This window comes from Actinomadura rayongensis (assembly GCF_009831215.1).
Taxonomy (GTDB): Bacteria; Actinomycetota; Actinomycetes; order Streptosporangiales; family Streptosporangiaceae; genus Spirillospora; species Spirillospora rayongensis.
Window position 1 is genome coordinate 347,700 of sequence record NZ_WUTW01000003.1, and the last position, 18,787, is coordinate 366,486.

Below are 18,787 nucleotides of genomic sequence, written 5' to 3' on the forward strand. Positions count from 1 at the left end.
GGTCCTGAATGCCCGGAAAGTCGCCGTCCCGTTCCGGCCATGCCTGCCGGGGAATGCTTTTTGCGTGAGACCAGAGAGCCGGCGGGTGCTCGGCACGCTGCTGGGACTGACCGCGCTGACCGGCTTCCTCGACGCCGTCAGCTATGTCGGGCTCGGCCGGATCTTCACCGGGAACATGACGGGGAACGTCATCGTCCTCGGCCTGGCCGCCGCGCGGACGCCCGGCTTCTCCGTGCCCGGCTCGGCCGTCTCGCTCGCCGCGTTCACCGCGGGCGCCGCGCTCGGCGGCTGGCTCGCCGCCCGGTTCGCCCCGGACGCGCGGCGGCTCATGGCGGCGCTGCTCGCCGAGACGGCCCTCACGACTTTCGCCGCGCTCACGGCGGCCCTGGCGTCCGTCCCGCGCTATCCGGTGATCGCGCTACTGGCGCTGGCGATGGGGTGCCGCAACGGGGCGTTGCGCGCCCACCTCTCCCCTGATCTACCGACGACCGTCCTCACGACGACGCTGACGCGGCTCGCGGCGGACGCCACGTCCGGCCGCACCTTCGCCCGCTGGGCGCGCCGCACCGCCGCCGTCGCGCTGATGGCGGCGGGCGCGCTGCTCGGCGCCCTGGCCCTGCGGGGCCTCGGGCTCGCGCCGAGCCTCGCACTCGCCGCCGGGTGCGTCGCGCTGCTGCTGGCGTCGTTCGCCGCGGGTCAGCGCTTCACTTCGCGGAGACGGCCCGTCTCCACCTCGTAGACGAAGCCGCGCACCGCGTCCTTGTGGGGGATGGACGGGTCGGCCTCGATGCGGGCGATCGACTGGCGGACGTCGTCCTCCAGGTCCGTGAACGCCTCCGCCGACCAGTCGGGGCGGACGCCGGTGTCCTGCTGGACGGCCGTCCGGAACTCCTCGTCGGTGAAGGTGAGCATCCCGCAGTCGGTGTGGTGGATGAGGATGATCTCGCGGGTGCCGAGCAGGCGCTGGCTGATGGCCAGGCTGCGGCGCTCGTCGGCGGTGATCACGCCGCCCGCGTTGCGGATGACGTGCGCGTCGCCCTCGGCGAGGCCGAGGACGCCGTAGGGGTTGAGGCGCGCGTCCATGCAGGCGACGACGGCCACCTGCTTGGCGGGCGGCAGGGGCAGGTCGCCCTTGTCGAAGCCCGCCGCGTACCGCTCGGCGTTGGCCAGCAGCTCGTCGGTGACGCTCATGACGCTCCTTCGCGTGGTCGTCCGGTGACGCTCCCATAATCATGCAAAAGAGGTCGGATTAATAGACTTAACTCCGGAGACGGCGCGTGAACAGGTGGTTCTTGTCCAGACGGCTGCCGGGCGTGCGTCCGCCGCCCCAGCCGACGAGACGCCGGTACTCGCCGAGCGCCGCGCCGAGGACGTCCTCGTCGGCGTGCGGCGAGCCCGGCGGGACGGGATCGGCGAACGGCGCGACGTACAGCGCGTCCGCCGGGCAGTGGGCCTCGCACATGAAGCAGGTCTGGCAGTCGCCCTGCCGCGCGATGACCGGGACGCCGTCCGCGCCCCGCTCGAACACGTCCGTCGGGCACACCCTGATGCAGATGTCGCAGGTCACGCAGCGCGCCGCGCTCACCACCTCGATCATGTGAGCGCTCCGGGGGCGTCGTCCCGGGAGACCGGCGGCGGCGCGAGCCGGGGATCCTCGGGCGGCTCGCGGACGGTCCACGGCTCGTCCAGGCCGCCGACGCGTATCCGGTGTTCGAGGTCCGCGCGCAGCGGCAGGTCCTCCAGCCGGTGCAGGCCGCGCGACTCCTCGCGGGCCAGCGCCGCCCGGTAGGCCCAGCGGGCGTGCGCCGTCAGCGCGGCGGCCTCCCGGGCGCGCAGCCGGCCCCGGCCCGTGCCCGCCAGGCCCTCGGCCGACAGCCGCCGCCAGAGCGCGTCCAGCCGGGCGAGCGAGCGGCGCAGGCCGTCGCGGGTGCGGAAGTAGTTGCGGTCGAGCGGCAGCACCTCGGCCTGGACGGCGGCGACGACCGCGGCGGGGTCGAGCGTCCCGCCCGCCGGCCCGGCGCCGCCGGACGGGACGGCGTGCGGCCGGCCCCGTCCCGCGGCGAACCGCGCGGCCCCGCGTCCGGCGAACGTCCCGGACGCGATCGCCCACGCGCCGTTGTACGCGCCGCCGCCGCTGACCGCGCCGCTGACGAGTTCGCGGGTCGCGACGTCCCCGGCGGCGAACAGCCCCGGGACGGTCGTCGCGCAGTCGTCCCCGACGATCCGCAGCCCGCCGGTCCCCCGCACGGTGCCCTCCAGCACCATCCGCACCGGGTAGCGGTCGCGGAACGGGTCGATGCCCGCCTTGTCCAGCGGGAGGAAGTAGTTCGGCTGCGCCTGCCGCATCGCCTCGCGCAGCTCCGCGGGCGCGCGGTCCAGCCGCGCGAACACCCGCTCGCCCGCCGCGAGGAGTTCGGCGATCCGCTCGCGGGCCCCGAGCGGATCGGGGACGTCCACGAGCGTCCCGTCCCCGAGGGTGTAGGTCGCGAACTGCATCATCAGGCCCTTGGTGTGGGCGCCGTGCGCCGGGGACAGCGCGTACGCGGCGGAGAACTCCATGCCCGACAGCTCCGCGCCCAGCTCGGCGGCCATCAGGTGCCCGTCACCGGTGTCCACGTTCGTCCCGAACGCGCCGGACAGGAACGCGCAGCCGCCGGTGGCGAGCACGACGCCGGCGGCGCGGACGGTCCACGGCTCGGCGTCGCGCTGCCGGGCGAGGCCGGACGCGCCCGCCGCGACGCCCCGGTCGTCCACGAGCAGCCGCAGCGCCGGATGGTGGTCGAGGATCGTCACGCCGGCCCGGTGGACGCGGCGGCGCATCCGCCGCATGTACTCCGGCCCCTGGAGGCTGCCGCGCACCTCGGCGCCGTCCTCGGAAGGGAACGGGTAGCCCCACGCGGCGAGGTCGCCGACGCGGCGGTAGGTCTCGTCCACGACGCGGGCCATCCAGGCGCGGTCGCCGAGCCGTCCGCCCGCCTCGAACCGCGCGGCGACGGCCGTCGCCCGGGCCTCGGGGTCCGGTGGGACGTACCAGAGGTTGTTGCCACCGGACGCGGTCGGCCCGCTGGTGCCGCAGTAGCCCTTGTCCGCGAGGACGACCCGCGCGCCCGCGTCCGCCGCCGCGAGCGCCGCCCACGTCCCGGCGGGCCCGCCGCCGAGGACGAGGACGTCGGCCTCCCGTTCGCTCACGCCTTCGCTCCCGGGGCGATCCAGGAGTCCAGCGGGAAGTCCTCGGCGACGAGTTTCTGCTGGACGAGGAACGTCTTCGTGCCCTCCAGCAGCGTGCGCCCGCGCGCCGGGAACGGCTCGTCGGGAAGCTGCGCGGGCAGCGTGGTCTTCAGCGTCACCTCCGGCCGGTAGCCGCCGACCCTGGCGGCGAACGCGGTGTAGGCGGGCCAGTCGGCCTTGGCCGTCCGGACGGCCTTGACCTGGGCGCCCTGCCACGCCCTGACGATGGCCGGGTGCGCGTCGAGGTACTTCTGCGTGACGACCGTCGCGGACGTGCCGAGGACGTCCGGGTGGTCCCGCGACGCCACGTCGATCGCCTTGAAGCCCTTCTGCTCCTCGGCGTACCGGTCGGCGGACACCAGCGCGCCCGCGTCGATCGAGCCCTTGTCCAGCGCCGCGACGATCGCGGGCGTGTACATGTGGATGATCTGCGCGGGCTTGACGCCGGCCTGCTGGAGCGCGGCGAGCAGGTAGCGGTGGATGTACGACCCGACCTGGACGCCGATCCGCTTGCCCGCCAGTTCCCTCAGCGACGTCGGCCCGCCCTTGCGCGCGACGACGGCGGCGTCCAGGTTGATCTGCGACAGCCCGATCAGCCGGGTCGGCAGGCCCTTCCCCCGGGCGACGAGCGCGGGCGTGTCGCCGTAGGTCGCGAGGTCGAGCGAGCCGCCGGCGAGCGCCTGGTTCAGGTCGGGGCCGTTCGGGAACGTCGCGACCTGGATCTTCGTGACGCCCGCCGCCTTCAGCTCCGGCAGCAGCCCGCCGCGCTCGCTGAGGAAGCCGACCGCGCCGTTGAGCTTGTTGCCGACGCCGGAGCCGATGACGCCGATGCGGAGCGTCCCGGACCCGGCGTCGGCGTCGGACGTGCCGCACGCCGTCGCGGCCAGGACGAGAAGGCCGGCGGCGAGCAGCCGGGGGAACGCGAGTTTCACGGTGGTGCCTTTCGAACGGATCAGGAGGTGAGGGGTCCGGTGGAGCGGTCGAGGGCGGGGCCGACGGCGAGTTTCGCGCCGGGCGTCCGGCCCCGGCCCCACCCGATCTGCCGCCGGTACGCGCCGAGGCTGCCGTCACGGGCGAGGGCCCGTTCGTCGGGCGGCGCGGGCAGCGGGTGCGAGCGCGGGTCGACGAACAGGGCGTCGACCGGGCAGTACGCCTCGCACATGAAGCAGGTCTGGCAGTCGTCGCGGCGGGTGAGGACGGGGATGCCGTCCGCGCCCCGGTCGAAGACGTTGGTCGGGCAGACCTCGATGCACTTGTCGCACGCGATGCAGCGCTCCCGCGACACGATCTCGATCACGACGCCACCGCCGGGACGGGCGTCTCGGGACGGTTCCAGACCTCGTCCAGGCCCCCGGTGACGAGCCGGTGGTGCTGGGCCGGGTCCTGGCCGGGACGGTCCTCGCGCTTGTGCATCCCGCGCGTCTCGGTGCGGGCCAGCGCGGCGCGGTACATCCAGCGGGCGTGCGCGGCCATCGCGGCGGCGGACCGGGCGCGCACGCCGTCCGCGCCGTCGGCGCGCAGCGTCGCGCGCAGATCGCGCCAGGCGGCGTCGAGGACGTCCAGTGCGGGCGCGAGCCGGTCGCCGTGCCGCAGGTAGTTCTTGTCGTAGGGCAGCACCTGCGCCTGCACGGCGGCGACGACCTCACGGTGGCCGGGCCCGGAGCCGTCCGCGCGGGACGGGCGGATCCCGGCCTCGCCGAGCGCCCGGACGGTCCGCGTCCCGGCCCGTCCGCCGAGCCCGGCCGCGTACCGCGCCGCGCCCTGCCCGGCCCACGTGCCCGATGACATCGCCCACGCCGAGTTGTGGCTGCCGCCGCCGGTGAAACCGCCGCAGATCAGCTCGCGGGTCGCCGCGTCGCCCGCCGCGAACAGGCCGGGCACCGACGTGGAGCAGTCGTTCCCGGCGATCCGGATGCCGCCCGTCCCGCGTACCGTCCCTTCGGCCAGCAGCGTGACGGGGAAGAGGTCGCGGAACGGGTCGATGCCCTGCCTGTCGAACGGCAGAAAGAAATTGGGCTGGGCGAGCCGCATCGCGCGCCGCTCGTCCTCCGTCGCGCGGTCGATGCGGCACAGCACCGGCTCGCGCAGCAGCGTCCGCGCGATCACCGAGCGGCCACGCCGGCTGCCCGCGCCCTCCAGCACGCTGCCGTCCTGGTGGTAGAAGGTCGCGAACGAGTAGAACGCCGTCTTCGTCACGGACGTGAACGCGGGCGCGATCGCGTAGGCGTTGGAGAACTCCATCCCCGACAGCTCCGCGCCCGCCTCCGCCGCGAACAGCGCTCCGTCGCCGGTGTTGACGTCGCAGCCGAGCGCCTTGCTGAGGAACGCGCACCCGCCCGTCGCGAGCACGACCGCGCCCGCCCGGACGCGGAACGGCTCGTCCGCGCGCAGCCGGTGCCCGGCGGCCCCGGCGACCGCCCCGGACGCGTCCGCGAGCAGTTCGGTGACCGGGCTGTGGTCGAGAATCCGCACGCCCGACCGGCGCACCCGGACGCGCATCCGCCGCATGTACTCCGGACCCTGGAGGCCGCGCCGGATCTGGCGTCCGTCGGCGTCCTCGGGGAACGGGTAGCGGGAGATCTCCGCGATCTCCCTCATGTTCGCGTAGGTCTGGTCGAGGACGCGGGCCATCCAGTCCCGGTCGGCGAGGTGACCGCCGAGGCTCTCACGGGACGCCATCGCAGCCTCACGCGCCGCCGGGTCGGGCTCGACGTACCAGACGCCCGTCCCGCCGGACGCCGTCGCGCCGCTCGTCCCGAGGTAGCCCTTGTCCGCGAGGACGACGCTCGCCCCCGCCTCGGCGGCCTTGATCGCGGCCCAGGCCCCGGCGGGGCCGCCGCCCGCCACGAACACGTCGGCGGTCAGGTCGGTCATGATGCCTCCTCGGCAGTGCGGGCGGGCGTGACGCCGAGCCCGGCGAGCAGGTCGCGGCGCAGCGCGACGAAACGCGGGTCCTCGAGCGAGCGCGGCCGGGGCAGGCCGACGGCGTACTCGCGCACGATCCGGCCGTCCGCGAGCAGCAGCGCGCGGTCGGCGAGCAGCAACGCCTCCTCGACGTCGTGCGTGACGAGCAGGACGGCGGGCCGGTGCTCGGCCCACAGGTCCGCGACGAGCGCCTGCGCCCTCAGCCGGGTGAGGGCGTCCAGCGCACCGAACGGCTCGTCCAGCAGCAGCAGGTCGGGCCGCCGGACGAGCGCGCGGGCCAGCGCGACGCGCTGCGACTCACCGCCCGACAGCGTCAGCGGATAGGCGTCGGCGTGGGTGTCCAGGCCGACCTCGGCGAGCGCGGCCACCGCGCGCCGCCGCAGGTCGCGGCCGTCCAGCCCGAGGACGACGTTGCGCCACACCCGGCTCCACGGCAGCAACCGGTGCTCCTGGTAGACGACGGCGCGCCGGTCCGGGACGTCGACGTCGTCGCCGCGGGCGTCACCGTCCAGGCCCGCGAGCGCCCGCAGCAGCGTGCTCTTGCCGGTGCCGCTCGCGCCGAGCAGCGCGACGAACTCGCCGGGCGCGATGTCGAGGTCGACGCCGGCCAGGACCGTCCGGCCGCCGAACGCGCGGGTGAGGCCGCGCACCCGCACCCCGGACGCGGTCGCCGTCGTGGTGCTCATCGGGCCACCAGTCCCCTCCGCCAGGCGAGCGCCCGGCGCTCGATGCCCCGCACGAGCAGGTCGGTGCCGACGCCGAGCAGCGCATAGACGACGAGCACCACGAAAACCGTGTCCATCCGCAGGAACTGGGTGGCCTGGTTGATGACGAACCCGATGCCGGCGCTGGTCGCGGACTGCTCGACCACGACGAGCGTCAGCCAGGCGAGGCCGAGGGACTGCCGCAGCCCGACGAGGATCTGCGGCAGCGCGCCCGGCAGGATGACGCGCCGGATCAGCCCGAGCCGGCCGAGCCCGCACGACCGCGCGGACTCCACGAGCCGTTCGTCCACGCCCCGGATGCCGTGGAACACGTTGATGTAGAGGGGGAACACGACGCCGACCGCGATCAGCCCGACCTTGGACGTCTCGCCGATGCCGAACCAGATGATGAACAGCGGGACGAGCGCGAGGTGCGGCAGCATCCGCAGCGCCTGGACGGGCGCGTCGACGATGTCCTCCCCGACGCGCAGCAGCCCGGCGAGGAGGCCGAGCCCGAGGCCGAGCGGCAGCCCGATCGCGAGCCCCTTCAGCACCCGGAGCAGCGAGACGCCGAGGTTGGACGCCAGCTCGCCCGAGCCGATCATCTCCGCGCCCCGGTCGAGGACCTGGCTGAGCGCGGGCGTGGTGCTGCCGAGCCAGCCCGCGCGTGCGCCGGCCTCCCAGAGCACGAGGACGACGACGAGCCCGCTGACCTTGCGCGCCCGCCGCAGCGCGGTCCGCGCGGCGGCGGCGGAGCGGGCCGGGGCGGCGGTCCGCGCGGGCCTGGGCACGGGCCGGGGCGGATCGAGGACATCGGTGGACACGCGGAACCTCCGGGTACGGGGTCGTCGGCCGAAAAGAGGGGGAGCCGGGGGCTCCGGGTGCGGATTCGGCGAGTCAACAGCCCGCGCTGCACACGCGGAGGAGGTCGATGTGGCGCCTCGCCACCAGAATCGCCGTCGCGTTCATGCCCACAGGATGCACACGGCGATGGCCGCTGGGAAGGCCCCGGAATTTCGGCTCCCACCTGCACGGACGTGACCCGGGGAGGCATTTCCTGTAAAACCTACCGATTTACCAGGGATTATGCCGGTTTCGACCCTTGACGATGATCGACGGCCCTGGACGGCGGAGTTGCGTAAATCACACCGCCCGCCGTCCGGGGACGGCGGGCGGTCACGGCGGCTCAGCGGGCGAGGGCGTGCCGGGAGTAGGCGCGGACGTCGGCGTCGGCGTCCTCGTGCGCCGCGCGCAGCGCCGCGACGACGTCCGGACGCTCCGGCCACGCGGTCAGCGCGAGCACGGCGGCCTTGCGGACGTCGGCGTGCGGATCCTCCAGCGCCTTCGCCAGCGGCGCGACCGCCGCGTCCGGCGACGCGGCGGCCAGTCCCCGCGCCGCCCCCACCCGGACCTCCCAGGACGGGTCGTGCAGCGCCGCGACGGCCACCGCGTCCAGGGGCGGCGGGCACCCGATCCCCGCCAGCCCCTCCAGCGCGGCGGCGCGGACGAGCGGGTCGGGGTCGGCGGCCAGCGTCCCGGCCGTTGCGGCGGCGGACGGGTCGCCGATCGCGCCGATGCCGTGCGCGACCTGGATCCGGACCTCGCGGTTGGCGTCGGCGGCGGCCCCGGCGACGCCGTCCGCGTCGTCCAGGGCGACGAGGCCGCGCACCGCCTGGAGCCGGACGCGGTGGTCGGCGTCGGCGCGGGCGGCGCGGAACACGGCGCGGTCGCCGAGGCCGAGGGCGCGCAGCACGTCCAGCACCGCCGCGCGCACCACGGCGTCCGGCGAGGCCAGCGGCGGGGTCAGGGCGGCACGGACGTCGGGGGACGCGGGCAGCACCTCCACCAGCTCGCGCAGCGCCGTCGCGGCGGCGTGCCGCACCGCGCCGTGCGCGTCGCCGAGCGCCCCGGCCAGCACGGCGGCGGTGCCGTCCGGGACTACCTCGGTGACCGTCGCGACGGCCGCGCGCCGCACCTTCGGGTCCGCGTCGGCGAGGTAGGGCGCGAGGTCGGCGGCCGACGGGCCGGACTCGGCGAGCCGCAGCAGCTCCAGCATCCGGGGCGAGCGCGTCACGCCGGACGCGGGCCGGTCCGATTGCCGGACGGGCGCGGACGCGGCCACCGGCGCGGCGGCCCCCAGCACGATCGGCTCGGTGCCGTTCGCGGGGACGTCGATGCCGTCCACGTCCACCAGGTAGGGCGCGACGGGCCGCTTCAGGAACTCCATCGCCCCGTCGCCGCGCCGCCGCAGGTTGAGGTGGTAGAACCAGGCCGCGTCGTCGCGTTCGGGCAGGTCGGCGCGGTCGTGGTAGAGGCCCCACCGGCTCTCGGTCCGGGTCAGCGACGCCCGCGCGGCCATCTCCGCGCAGTCGCGGATGAACGTGACCTCCGCGCAGCGCATCAGCTCGTGCGGGGTCCGCGCGCCCATCGCCGCGATCTCGCCGCGCATCCGGTCGAACGTCTCGATCGCCAGCTCCAGCCGCCGGGCGGTCTTGGCGGGCGCGACATAGTCGTTGACGAACCGGCGCAGCTTGTACTCGACCTGCTGCTGCGGCGGGCCGTCCGGGTTGCGCAGCGGCCGGTAGACCAGCTCGTGCGCGGCGGCGATCTGGTCCTCGTCCAGCGGTCCCGGCGCGTGGTGCGCGGCGGCGTGCGCGCCCGCGAGGTCGCCGAACACGAACGCGCCGATCATGTAGTTGTGCGGGACGCAGGCCAGGTCGCCCGCCGCGTACAGGCCGGGGACGGTCGTGCGCGCGTTCTCGTCCACCCACACCCCCGAGGACGAGTGCCCGCCGCACAGGCCGATCTCGGAGATGTGCATCTCGACGTCGTGCGTCCGGTAGTCGTGGCCGCGTCCGGCGTGGAAGGTGCCGCGCGTGGGCCGCTCGGTGGTGTGCAGGATGCCTTCGAGGGCGGTCAGCGTCTCGTCGGGCAGGTGGCTGAGCTTGAGGTAGATCGGGCCGCGCGCCGAGTCGATCTCCCGCTTGACCTCGGCCATCATCTGCCCGGACCAGTAGTCGCAGTCCACGAACCGCTCGCCGTCGGCGTTCACCTGGTAGCCGCCGAACGGGTTCGCGACGTACGCGCAGGCCGGGCCGTTGTAGTCCTTGATCAGCGGGTTGATCTGGAAGCACTCGATGCCGCTCAGCTCGGCGCCCGCGTGGTAGGCCATCGCGTAGCCGTCGCCGGCGTTGGCGGGGTTCTCGTACGTCCCGTAGAGGTAGCCGCTGGCGGGCAGGCCGAGGCGCCCGCACGGGCCGGTCGCGAGGATCACAGCGCCCGCCGCGACGGTGACGAACTCGCCGGTGCGGGTGTCGAACCCGGCGGCGCCGACGGCGCGCCCCTCGTGCGTCAGGACCCGGACGGGCATGACGCGGTTCTCGATCGTCACGCGCTCGCGCATCGTCCGCTGCCGCAGCACGCGGTAGAGCACCTTCTTGACGTCCTTGCCCTCCGGCATCGGCAGCACGTAGCTCCCGGACCGGTGGACGCGCCGCACCGCGTACTCGCCGTGCTCGTCCTTCTCGAACTTGACGCCGTACTTCTCCAGCCGCTTCACCATCGCGAACCCGCGCGTGGCGGTCTGGTGGACGGTGCGCTGGTTCACGATGCCGTCGTTGGCGCGGGTGATCTCGGCGACGTAGTCCTCGGGGGTGGCCTTGCCGGGGATGACGGCGTTGTTGACGCCGTCCATGCCCATCGCCAGCGCGCCCGAGTGCCGGACGTGCGCCTTCTCCAGCAGCAGGACGTTCGCGCCCCGCTCGGCGGCGGTGATCGCGGCCATCGTCCCGGCGGTGCCGCCGCCGACGACGAGGACGTCGCAGCGCAGCTCGCGCCGCGCGGTCGGGATCTCCATCAGCGGACCTCTTCTCCGGTGCGGGCGCCGAGCGCGGCGAGGACGCGGGCGCGCAGCGTGTCGTCGGGGGCGGCGGGGACGTCGGCGTCGAGCGCGACGCCGCGGCGGCCGAGCACGACGACGCGGTCGCCGAGCAGCAGCGCCTCGTCGACGTCGTGGGTGACGAACACGACCGTCGCGGGCGCGTCGGCGAGCACGTCCAGCAGCAGCCGCTGCATCGCGGCGCGGGTCTGGGCGTCGAGCGCGCCGAACGGCTCGTCCATGAGCAGCGCGCGGGGACGGCCGGCGAGCGCGCGGGCGAGCTGGACGCGCTGGCGCATCCCGCCCGAGAGCTGGCGCGGCAGGCGGCGGACGGCGTCGGCGAGGCCCACCCGGGCCAGCCACTCGGCCGCCTCGGCTCGGCGCGCGTTGCGCGGGACGCCTCTTATGGCCAGCGGCAGTTCGACGTTGCGGCGCGCGGACCGCCACGGCAGCAGCGCGTCGTCCTGGAACACGAGCGCGCGGTCGGGCGACGGGCCGGTGATCGTCTCCCCGCCCGCCGTCACCGCGCCGCCGGACGGCCGCAGCAGGCCCGCGAACGCGCGCAGCAGCGTGGACTTGCCGCACCCGGACGGCCCGGCGACGACGAGGAACTCGCCCGCCCGCACGTCCAGGTCCAGCCCGGTGCAGACGGCGTGGTCGCCGTAGCCGAGGGTCGCGCGCTCGGCGCGCAGGGACAGCGGGCTCACCGCTCCTCCTCGCCCGGAAGCCAGCGCGTGACGCGCCGCCCCGCCAGCTCGACGGCGCCGGACGTGACGCGGCCCAGCACCCCGATCGTGATCATCCCGACGAGGACGCCCGGGTAGTCGACGATCGTGTACGCCTGCCACGTCCGGTAGCCGACGCCGAAGTCGCCGGAGATCATCTCGGCGGACACCACGCAGATCCACGCGACGCCCATCCCGACCGACAGGCCGCCGAACACGCCGGGCAGGATGCCGGGCAGCACGACCGACAGGAGCACGCGGGCCCGGCCGCCGCCGAGCGTCCGGACGGCGTCCGCCCAGACCGTCGGCAGCGCGCGGACGGCGTGCCGCGTGCTGACGAGGATCGGGAAGAACGCCGCGACGAACGTGATGAACACGATGCCCTGCTCGTTCTTCGGGAACAGCAGGATCGCGACGGGCACGAGCGCGATCGCCGGGATCGGGCGGACGACCTCCAGCAGCGGGCTGAGCAGGTCGTCCGCCCAGCGCGACCGCGCGACCGCGACGCCGAGCGCCACGCCGAGGGCGGCGGCGAGCGCGAAGCCGGACACGATCCGGACGAGGCTCTGCGCGACGTCCTGCCAGTACTGGCCGGTCTGGAGCTGGCGGCCGAACTCGCGGGCGACGTCCTCCGGGCCGGGGAGGCGGTCGAAGCGCAGGCCGAGGCGCGCGTTCGCGGCCGTCAGCAGGTGCCAGAGGGCGAGGGCGGCGACGAGGGCGGCTGCGCGGACGAGCCTGCGGCTTCCGCGTTTTCTCGGCTTCGGGGCGGGCCGTTCTTGGGCGGCGGCGCGGGGTTCGTCCAGGGCGAGCGTCATGCCGTCCGCACCGCCTCTTCGTACGTTATGTCCGTGGCGTTCGGGTGGGCGGCGCGGTAGCGATCGGCGTTCTGGCGGGTGGCGAAGGGGAGATAACGGCCGCCGTCGTGCAGCCAGACCATCGCGTCGGCGAACCAGCGGGTGCCGGTGAGGGCGTCCTGCGCGTAGACGGCGCGGATCTTCCTGCCGTTCTGCCGGAACGTCTTCACGTTCTTCAGCAGGCATTGCGGATCGGCGGCGGGGTGAGTGGCGTGTTCGCCGTCCAGCCAGATCTCACCGGCTTTCGCGGGGTCGTCCACCGGCTTCTTGCACGCCTCGTCGGTGCCCTTGATGGCGGCCTTGTTCTGCGTGGCGGCGGCGTCCTGGTCGTATTTCGCGCCGTACGCGCGGCGGATGTACTGGTCGTCGATGAACTTGTCGAGGTTCACCGGGTTCTGCAGCACGCCGATCTGTTTGAGGAACGGGACATCGTGGCGCAGCGCGTCGCCGAGCTGCTTCTTGAGGGTCACGTCGAACGTCGACTGGCCGCCCGCGCCGTTGTAGAGGTAGACCGTCTCGGCCGGGAGCCCGGTGCTCCTCGCGACGCTCTCGGCGGCCTCGACCGGGTGCGCGTGGAGGTAGTCGGTGGCCTGGATCTGCGCTTTCAGGAACGCCTGGAGGACGTCGCCGCGCTGCTCGGCGAAGGACGACCGGACGACGACGCCGTGGAACGTCGGGACGTCCAGGTCCCCTCCGTCGTAGAGCAGCCGCGCCTGCCCCCGGTTCACCAGCAGGCCCGGCCAGGCGACGAACTGGGCCAGCGCCGCCGCCTTTCCGCTCTGGAGCGCCGACGCGCCGACGGACGGCTGCTGGTTCTCCGTCTTCACGTCGCCGACGGCGTATTTCTTGAGCGCCTGGACGAGCGTCCCGTGGCCCGCGGATCCGATGCTCGCCGAGACCGTCTTTCCCTTGAGGTCGGCGATCGTGCGGAATTTCGCGTTCTTGTCCACGACGACGCCGTTCAGCGAGCCGCGCAGGTTGTAGCCCGTCACGGAGACGAGTTCGGTGCGGGCGTCCGCGCCCTGCGCCTGCGCGCGGGACCCGTTGATGAGCAGCGGGTAGTCGCCCATCGAACCGATGTCGATTTTTCCGGCGAGCATCTGCGCGGTGATCGGGGCGCCCGTGTCGTAGTCCTGCCAGACGACCTTGTACTTCGTCCCGAGGGCCTTCTCGAAGTAGCCGAGCGAGCGCAGCAGCGTGCCCGCCGTGACCGTGTTGATGGTCTTGGACTGGTAGCCGACGACGACGGTCGTCGCGCCGCCGGTGCCGGCGTTGCCCGCGACCGAGCAGCCGCCCGCCGCGAGCGTCGCGGCGGCGATAATCGTGAGGGATCGGTTCACCGTGGGGTCTCTCAGCGCAGCAGGTAGGGGATGTTGACGGTCACCGCGCCCGTCGGGCAGCGGTCGGCGCAGGGGCCGCAGTACCAGCACTCGTCCACGAACATGTGGGCCTTGCCGGTCTCGGGGTTCAGGGCGAGGGAGTCGAGCGGGCACACGTCGATGCAGAGCGTGCAGCCGTCGATGCAGAGGGACTCGTCCACCGTCACGGGGACGTCGGCGCGGTTCTCCACCAGGGACATGACGCGGGCTCCAGTCGGTTTTCGGGCAGGCTTCGAGGGCCGTGCGTCGCACGGCGTTCCGGGCGTCCGGGGCTAGGTGCGGCGCAGGGTGCCGGTCATCGTGATGCGGTCGCCGCGGAAGCGGATGTACTCCAGGTCGACGGGACGTCCGTCGGCGAGCCTGGTGAGCCGCTCGGCCATGAGCAGCGCCGTCCCGCGCGGGGTCTCCAGCACGGCCGCCGAGTGCGGGTCGGCGTTGACGGCCTCCATCGTCATCTCGGCGGTGCCGAGCGGCTGCCCGGCGAGCCGTTCGAGGAGCACGAACACGTCGTTGTGCACGAGGTCCTCTTCCAGCAGCGGTTCGCCGAGGTCGCGGACGATGTAGGTGAGGTCCAGCGAGAACGGCACGCCGCCGATCCTGCGCAGCCGCTCGATGTACACGACGGGCTCCCCCGGCGGCAGCGCGAGCCGGTCGCTGATCTCCTGCGGCGGCGTGAACGACCCGGTCGTGCGGACCTCGTTCGTCACCTCGCCGTGGCCCTTCAGCGTCTCGCCGAGCCCGAGCAGCCGCTCGAACCCGTGCGTGTACTTCTCGGCGACGACGACGCTCCCCACTCCCGGGCACCGCTCGATGAGGCCTTCGCCGCGCAGCAGGTCCAGCGCGTCCCGGACGGTGTTGCGCGACGCGGCGAACTCCCGGACGAGACACGACTCGGCGGGCAGCACGCCGTCGCCGAACACGCCGTTCACGACCTGCCGCCGCAGGACGTCGGCGACCTGCCGCGCCCGGTCCGCCCGCCGTCTGCGGACGTCGCCGAGCTCGATCGCCGCCAAGTTCTCGCTGGTCACGCGGCAAACATACTTACCAAGTCGGAAATTGTGAATACCACCCGCACAACGCCACCCGTCCCGCCCGAAAAACGCCCTCCACCTGCACGAACGCCGTCCGCGCATCCCGTTCCGCCACCCACCCGCCAGATGCTGTACCGGACCAACCCCCGGCAGCGGCGGCGCGCTGAAGCCAGGTCTCGCACGGCGGGCAGCGCGGGCAGCGCGCGCAGCGCGGGTGGTGCAGCGAGCGCAGGCGACGCGGGCAGCGTCAGGCGACGCAGGCAAGTCGGACAGCGCGGGCGACGCAAGGGCACGGCAGTGCGGGAAGTGGAGGCGCGAGGAACTTGCGGGATTTCCGGCGCGTGGCGGAGGGAGTGGCCGGAGTGCGGGGGTTCGCTCTTGCGGCGGCGGCAGGGCTGGGACTGCGCGGTCCGGTGGGCGGAGGGCGCGGAGCGGCGGCCGGGTGCGAGCGGGGTGCGGTGCGTGGGTGGGCGGCGAGGCCCGGTGTGTTCCGGTTACTTCTTGGGGTCTTCGTCGGGGACGGTGATCCAGGCTTCGATGTTGCCCTTGCCGTCGCAGAACTTACAGGTCGTCCCCTTCTTTGTCTGGCCCTTCGTACAGTTCGGGCAGACCGACGTTATCTTCTTTCTTGCCACGGTTCCGCTTTCTCGCCTCAAGCAGGAGCTTGGCGCTCTCATAGGTGTGGATCCGCGTCCGCCAGGGGTCGGGCTCCATGTACTCCCAGAAGTTCAGCACCTCCTGGTCCCAGCGGGCCTCGCCGCAGGCCAGACAGTGGACGACGCCGAGTTCCTCCAGCACCTTGTGCAACTGGTGCCGCCCGGTCGGACTGCCCTTACACCGGGATTTGGCAATTTTGGCCATTTCAGGGGACATCTCACGGGCTGGCATGTCACCCACTCTAACCACGGTCAAGATCCACGGCCATCGTTTCCGACCATGGGCACTATTCGCGTCTCACAGGTCGCCGAGCGTGGCGATGACGTCCGGCGAGTGGCCGGCGGCGGCGAGCGGCGCGCGGACCTCGGCGTCCAGATCGGGCTTGTAGCCGAGCAGGACGTCGGCCGGGCCGGTGAACTCGACGGCGCCGAGCGCGGCGGGCAGCAGGAGGGTCCGGCCGGGGCCGAGGACGTCCGTCCAGCCGCCCGAGCGGACCTCGACCGGGCCGCCGACGTTGGTGAACACGACGGCGGAGCGGAACTCGTGCCGGGCCACGGCGCCGGTCGCGGCCGTCCAGCGTTCCAGGGCGAAGTGGGGGCCGGCGGCGCAGAACGTCCGCTCGACGTCCCTGGACGGGCGCACCGCGAGGCCCGGCTGGAAGTCCGGACGGTGCCACGGCTCCCACTCGGCGATGACGAGGTCGATGTTGTCCTGCCAGATGCCCTCGTCGAGGAGAGCGCCGTCCTCCTGACGCCAGCACACGGCGCTCTGCTGGACGTCCGACGTCTGCTCGATCTCGTAGACGAGCGTGTCCGGGCCGAACGAGTGGAGCGTTCCACCCGGCACGTACAGCGTCTCCCCCGGACGCACCGGCAGCCGCCGCAGCACCGCGTCGAAGTCCTCCGCCAGCAGGGCCGCGCGGAGCGTCTCGGCGTCCACGCCCGGCAGGGTCCCGGCGAGCGCGGTGGCGCCGGGCGGCGCGTCCACGACGTGCCACGCCTCGGTCTTGCCGTTCGGCTCGGACTCCAGCCGGTGCGCGGTCTCGTCGTCGGCGTGCAGATGGACGGGCAGCGGCTCGGACGCGTCGATGAACTTGGTCAGCACCGGGAACCGCGCCCCCTGGCGGCCGGGCCCCATCAGCTCGACGGGGAACTCCTCGGCGAGGTCGCGCAGCGTCCGTCCGGCCAGCGGGCCGTCCAGGACCTCGCCGACCGCGCCGTCCACGTCGCTGACCTCCCAGGTCTCGGCGACCGGGCCGGGCACCTCGGACGGACGGCCGAGCCGCTCGGCGATCGCCGTGCCCCCGAACGCGTGCGTCATGACCGGGGTGGTCAGCCGCAGCGGATACCAGTCCATGACCGAGCCTCCTTCGTGCGAAATTGCCGACCTTTCGCCGCTACCCGTCCCGGCCGCACGTGAAAGGCCAGATCAGCCGGGTAGTCGGACGGCATGGAATTCGGATACACGCTCCTCTGCGAGCAGACACCGCCGAAACAGCTCGTCTCCGACGCGGTCGGGGCGGAGGAGGCGGGCTTCGCCTACTCCTGCATCTCCGACCACTACTTCCCGTGGATCGAGGACCTCGGCCACTCCGCCTACGCCTGGTCGGTGCTCGGCGCCCTCGCCCACGCCACCGAGCGCCTGCGGCTCATGACGTTCGTGACCTGCCCGACCATGCGGTACCACCCGGCGGTGGTGGCGCAGAAGGCCGCGACGATGGGCGTCCTGTCCGACGGACGGTTCACGCTCGGCGTCGGCGCGGGCGAGAACCTGAACGAGCACGTCGTCGGGCGCGGCTGGCCGTCGGCGGACGTCCGGCACGAGATGTTCCGCGAGTCCCTGGAGATCATCCGGCGGCTGTTCGACGGCGGGTTCGTCAACTACCGGGGCGACCACTACCGCGTCGACTCCGCGAAGATCTACGACCTGCCGGCCGAGCGCGTCCCGATCGGTGTGGCGGCGTTCGGTGAGCGCGCCGGACGCATCGCCGCCGAGTTCGGCGACGCGCTCGTCTCCGACCAGCCCGTCGCGGACGTCGTGGCGGACTTCTCGTCCGGCGCCGGACGCGGCAAGCCCGTCTACGGGCAGCTCCCCGTCTCCTACGGGGCCGACGCCGACGAGGCCCTGCACCGCGCGCACAAGCTGTGGCGGTGGGCCGTGCCGGGCTGGAAGGTGATGGCCGAGCTGCCCGGGCCGAAGAACTTCGAGGCGAACTCGGCGAACGTCCGGGCCGACGACGTGGCGTCCGCCGTCCCGCACGGGCCGGACGTCGAGACCTACCTCAACGCCGTGAAGACCTGGGCGGACGCGGGGTTCACGCACCTGTCGTTCTGCCAGGTCGGCGCGGACCGGCAGGACGACTTCCGCCGGTTCGCCTCGGCCGAGCTGCTGCCCGCGCTGCGCGAGCGCTACGGATGACCCCGGCGGCGGACCCGGGCGCCCGGCCCGGGTCCGCCGGGGCCGTCACAGGATCGGCGTCCCGCCGGTGACGGCCACGCGTGCGCCGGACACGTAGCTCGCCTCGTCGCTCGCCAGCATCACGTAGACCGGGGCCAGCTCGGCGGGCTGCCCCGGACGGCCGAGCGGCGCGTCCTCCCCGAACGAGGCAACCATGTCCGGGGGCATCGTGGCGGGGATCAGCGGCGTCCAGATCGGGCCGGGGGCGACGCTGTTGACGCGGATCCCGCGCGGGCCTAGCTGCTGCGCCAGCCCGCCGGCGAAGTTCGCGATGGCGGCCTTGGTGGCGTCGTAGGCGAGCAGGAACGGCGGCGGCATGTCCGAGTTGATCGACGTGGACGCGATGATGGACGACCCCGGGCCCATGTGCGGCAGCGCCGCCTTGCACAGGTGGAACAGCGCGTTGAGGTTGGTCTCGATGGTGCGGTTCCACTCCTCGTCCGGGATGTCCTCGATGCGCTCTCTTGTCATCTGGTAGCCGGCGTTGCTGACGAGGACGTCGATGCGGCCGAAAGCGTCCACAGCGCGACGGATCACCGTCCGGCACTGCCCGGGGTCGCGCAGGTCGCCCGGGACGAGCACCGCCTTGCGCCCGGCCTCCTCCACCAGCCTTGCCGTGTCCGCCGCGTCGTCGTCCTCCTCCAGGTAGGAGATGAGGACGTCGGCGCCCTCGCGGGCGTAGGCGATGGCGACGGCGCGTCCGATGCCGCTGTCCCCGCCGGTGATCACGGCGGCCTTGCCGGTCAGCCGTCCCGAGCCGCGGTAGTCGTCCGCGCCGCTGTCGGGCCGGGGGTCCATGATCCCCTCACGGCCGGGCGGACGCTGCTGCTGGACGGTCGGGCTCATGACGTCACCTCCGAGTCGCTTCCACTGAGCCCCGCAGCTACCCGCTGCCCCTGCGTCCCATCGTGCGCGGTGCGGATTTGACCGGCCTTTTGCCATGCCGTCCG

At 73.7% G+C, this 18,787-nt stretch carries 19 protein-coding genes; 2 read left to right on the forward strand and 17 right to left on the reverse strand.

The genetic code is table 11. The annotated features are described in order from the left end of the window. Nucleotides 1-64: 64 nt before the first annotated feature. The gene (locus GQ466_RS18455) at nt 65-739 is read left to right on the forward strand and encodes a DUF1275 family protein (protein ID WP_202420723.1); all 675 of its coding nucleotides are present in this window, start codon (nt 65-67) and stop codon (nt 737-739) included. Here the strand turns inward: GQ466_RS18455 and GQ466_RS18460 are convergent. The 16 genes from GQ466_RS18460 to GQ466_RS18535 all read right to left on the reverse strand — a co-directional run bounded on the left by GQ466_RS18460 (nt 697) and on the right by GQ466_RS18535 (nt 16,736). Then, on the reverse strand, nt 697-1,191 hold the full coding sequence (locus GQ466_RS18460) for a beta-class carbonic anhydrase (protein ID WP_161104202.1): 495 nt from the start codon (nt 1,189-1,191) through the stop codon (nt 697-699). The two genes, GQ466_RS18455 and GQ466_RS18460, sit on opposite strands and share 43 nt — an antisense overlap. A 67-nt stretch (nt 1,192-1,258) precedes the next feature. Then, nucleotides 1,259-1,597 carry a 4Fe-4S dicluster domain-containing protein gene (locus tag GQ466_RS18465; protein WP_161104203.1) on the reverse strand — a complete coding sequence of 113 codons (339 nt, stop codon included), beginning with the start codon at nt 1,595-1,597 and terminating at the stop codon, nt 1,259-1,261. Continuing rightward, nucleotides 1,594-3,189 (reverse strand): FAD-binding protein, encoded by a 1,596-nt coding sequence (locus GQ466_RS18470; protein WP_161104204.1) that lies wholly within the window; start codon nt 3,187-3,189, stop codon nt 1,594-1,596. Before GQ466_RS18470 ends, GQ466_RS18465 begins: the two co-directional genes overlap by 4 nt. Beyond that, complete coding sequence (locus tag GQ466_RS18475; RefSeq protein ID WP_161104205.1) at nt 3,186-4,160, reverse strand: ABC transporter substrate-binding protein; 975 nt, start codon at nt 4,158-4,160, stop codon at nt 3,186-3,188. The genes GQ466_RS18470 and GQ466_RS18475 overlap by 4 nt, the downstream gene beginning before the upstream one ends. A 20-nt stretch (nt 4,161-4,180) precedes the next feature. After that, complete coding sequence (locus GQ466_RS18480) at nt 4,181-4,525, reverse strand: 4Fe-4S binding protein (protein WP_161104206.1); 345 nt, start codon at nt 4,523-4,525, stop codon at nt 4,181-4,183. Beyond that, the gene (locus GQ466_RS18485; protein ID WP_161104207.1) at nt 4,522-6,102 is read right to left on the reverse strand and encodes an FAD-dependent oxidoreductase; all 1,581 of its coding nucleotides are present in this window, start codon (nt 6,100-6,102) and stop codon (nt 4,522-4,524) included. Before GQ466_RS18485 ends, GQ466_RS18480 begins: the two co-directional genes overlap by 4 nt. Beyond that, nucleotides 6,099-6,839 carry an ABC transporter ATP-binding protein gene (locus tag GQ466_RS18490; RefSeq protein ID WP_161104208.1) on the reverse strand — a complete coding sequence of 247 codons (741 nt, stop codon included), beginning with the start codon at nt 6,837-6,839 and terminating at the stop codon, nt 6,099-6,101. The genes GQ466_RS18485 and GQ466_RS18490 overlap by 4 nt, the downstream gene beginning before the upstream one ends. Next, the gene (locus GQ466_RS18495; RefSeq protein ID WP_337193534.1) at nt 6,836-7,681 is read right to left on the reverse strand and encodes an ABC transporter permease; all 846 of its coding nucleotides are present in this window, start codon (nt 7,679-7,681) and stop codon (nt 6,836-6,838) included. The genes GQ466_RS18490 and GQ466_RS18495 overlap by 4 nt, the downstream gene beginning before the upstream one ends. A 362-nt stretch (nt 7,682-8,043) precedes the next feature. Beyond that, a complete protein-coding gene (locus GQ466_RS18500) occupies nt 8,044-10,713 on the reverse strand; it encodes a fumarate reductase/succinate dehydrogenase flavoprotein subunit (protein WP_161104209.1) in 2,670 nt (889 codons plus the stop codon). Beyond that, entirely contained in the window at nt 10,713-11,441 is a 729-nt protein-coding gene (locus tag GQ466_RS18505) for an ATP-binding cassette domain-containing protein (RefSeq protein WP_161104210.1), read from the reverse strand. Before GQ466_RS18505 ends, GQ466_RS18500 begins: the two co-directional genes overlap by 1 nt. Continuing rightward, a complete protein-coding gene (locus GQ466_RS18510) occupies nt 11,438-12,274 on the reverse strand; it encodes an ABC transporter permease (protein ID WP_161104211.1) in 837 nt (278 codons plus the stop codon). The genes GQ466_RS18505 and GQ466_RS18510 overlap by 4 nt, the downstream gene beginning before the upstream one ends. Beyond that, on the reverse strand, nt 12,271-13,653 hold the full coding sequence (locus GQ466_RS18515) for an ABC transporter substrate-binding protein (protein ID WP_161104212.1): 1,383 nt from the start codon (nt 13,651-13,653) through the stop codon (nt 12,271-12,273). Before GQ466_RS18515 ends, GQ466_RS18510 begins: the two co-directional genes overlap by 4 nt. 11 nt (nt 13,654-13,664) lie before the next feature. Continuing rightward, on the reverse strand, nt 13,665-13,892 hold the full coding sequence (locus GQ466_RS18520; protein ID WP_161104213.1) for a 4Fe-4S dicluster domain-containing protein: 228 nt from the start codon (nt 13,890-13,892) through the stop codon (nt 13,665-13,667). Nucleotides 13,893-13,964: 72 nt separating this feature from the next. Then, the gene (locus GQ466_RS18525; protein ID WP_337193535.1) at nt 13,965-14,720 is read right to left on the reverse strand and encodes a GntR family transcriptional regulator; all 756 of its coding nucleotides are present in this window, start codon (nt 14,718-14,720) and stop codon (nt 13,965-13,967) included. Between the two features lie 564 nt (nt 14,721-15,284). Then, nucleotides 15,285-15,611, reverse strand: a complete 327-nt coding sequence (locus tag GQ466_RS18530) for a hypothetical protein (protein WP_161104214.1) — start codon at nt 15,609-15,611, stop codon at nt 15,285-15,287. Between the two features lie 66 nt (nt 15,612-15,677). Next, the gene (locus GQ466_RS18535) at nt 15,678-16,736 is read right to left on the reverse strand and encodes a type I phosphomannose isomerase catalytic subunit (RefSeq protein ID WP_161104215.1); all 1,059 of its coding nucleotides are present in this window, start codon (nt 16,734-16,736) and stop codon (nt 15,678-15,680) included. A 93-nt stretch (nt 16,737-16,829) separates the two neighbouring features. Here GQ466_RS18535 and GQ466_RS18540 point away from each other — a divergent pair, with 93 nt between their 5' ends. Then, nucleotides 16,830-17,798, forward strand: coding sequence for a TIGR03557 family F420-dependent LLM class oxidoreductase (locus tag GQ466_RS18540; protein ID WP_161104216.1), 969 nt, complete (start codon nt 16,830-16,832; stop codon nt 17,796-17,798). Between the two features lie 45 nt (nt 17,799-17,843). Here the strand turns inward: GQ466_RS18540 and GQ466_RS18545 are convergent, their stop codons facing one another. Then, on the reverse strand, nt 17,844-18,683 hold the full coding sequence (locus GQ466_RS18545; RefSeq protein WP_161104217.1) for an SDR family oxidoreductase: 840 nt from the start codon (nt 18,681-18,683) through the stop codon (nt 17,844-17,846). Between the last annotated feature and the right edge of the window lie 104 nt (nt 18,684-18,787).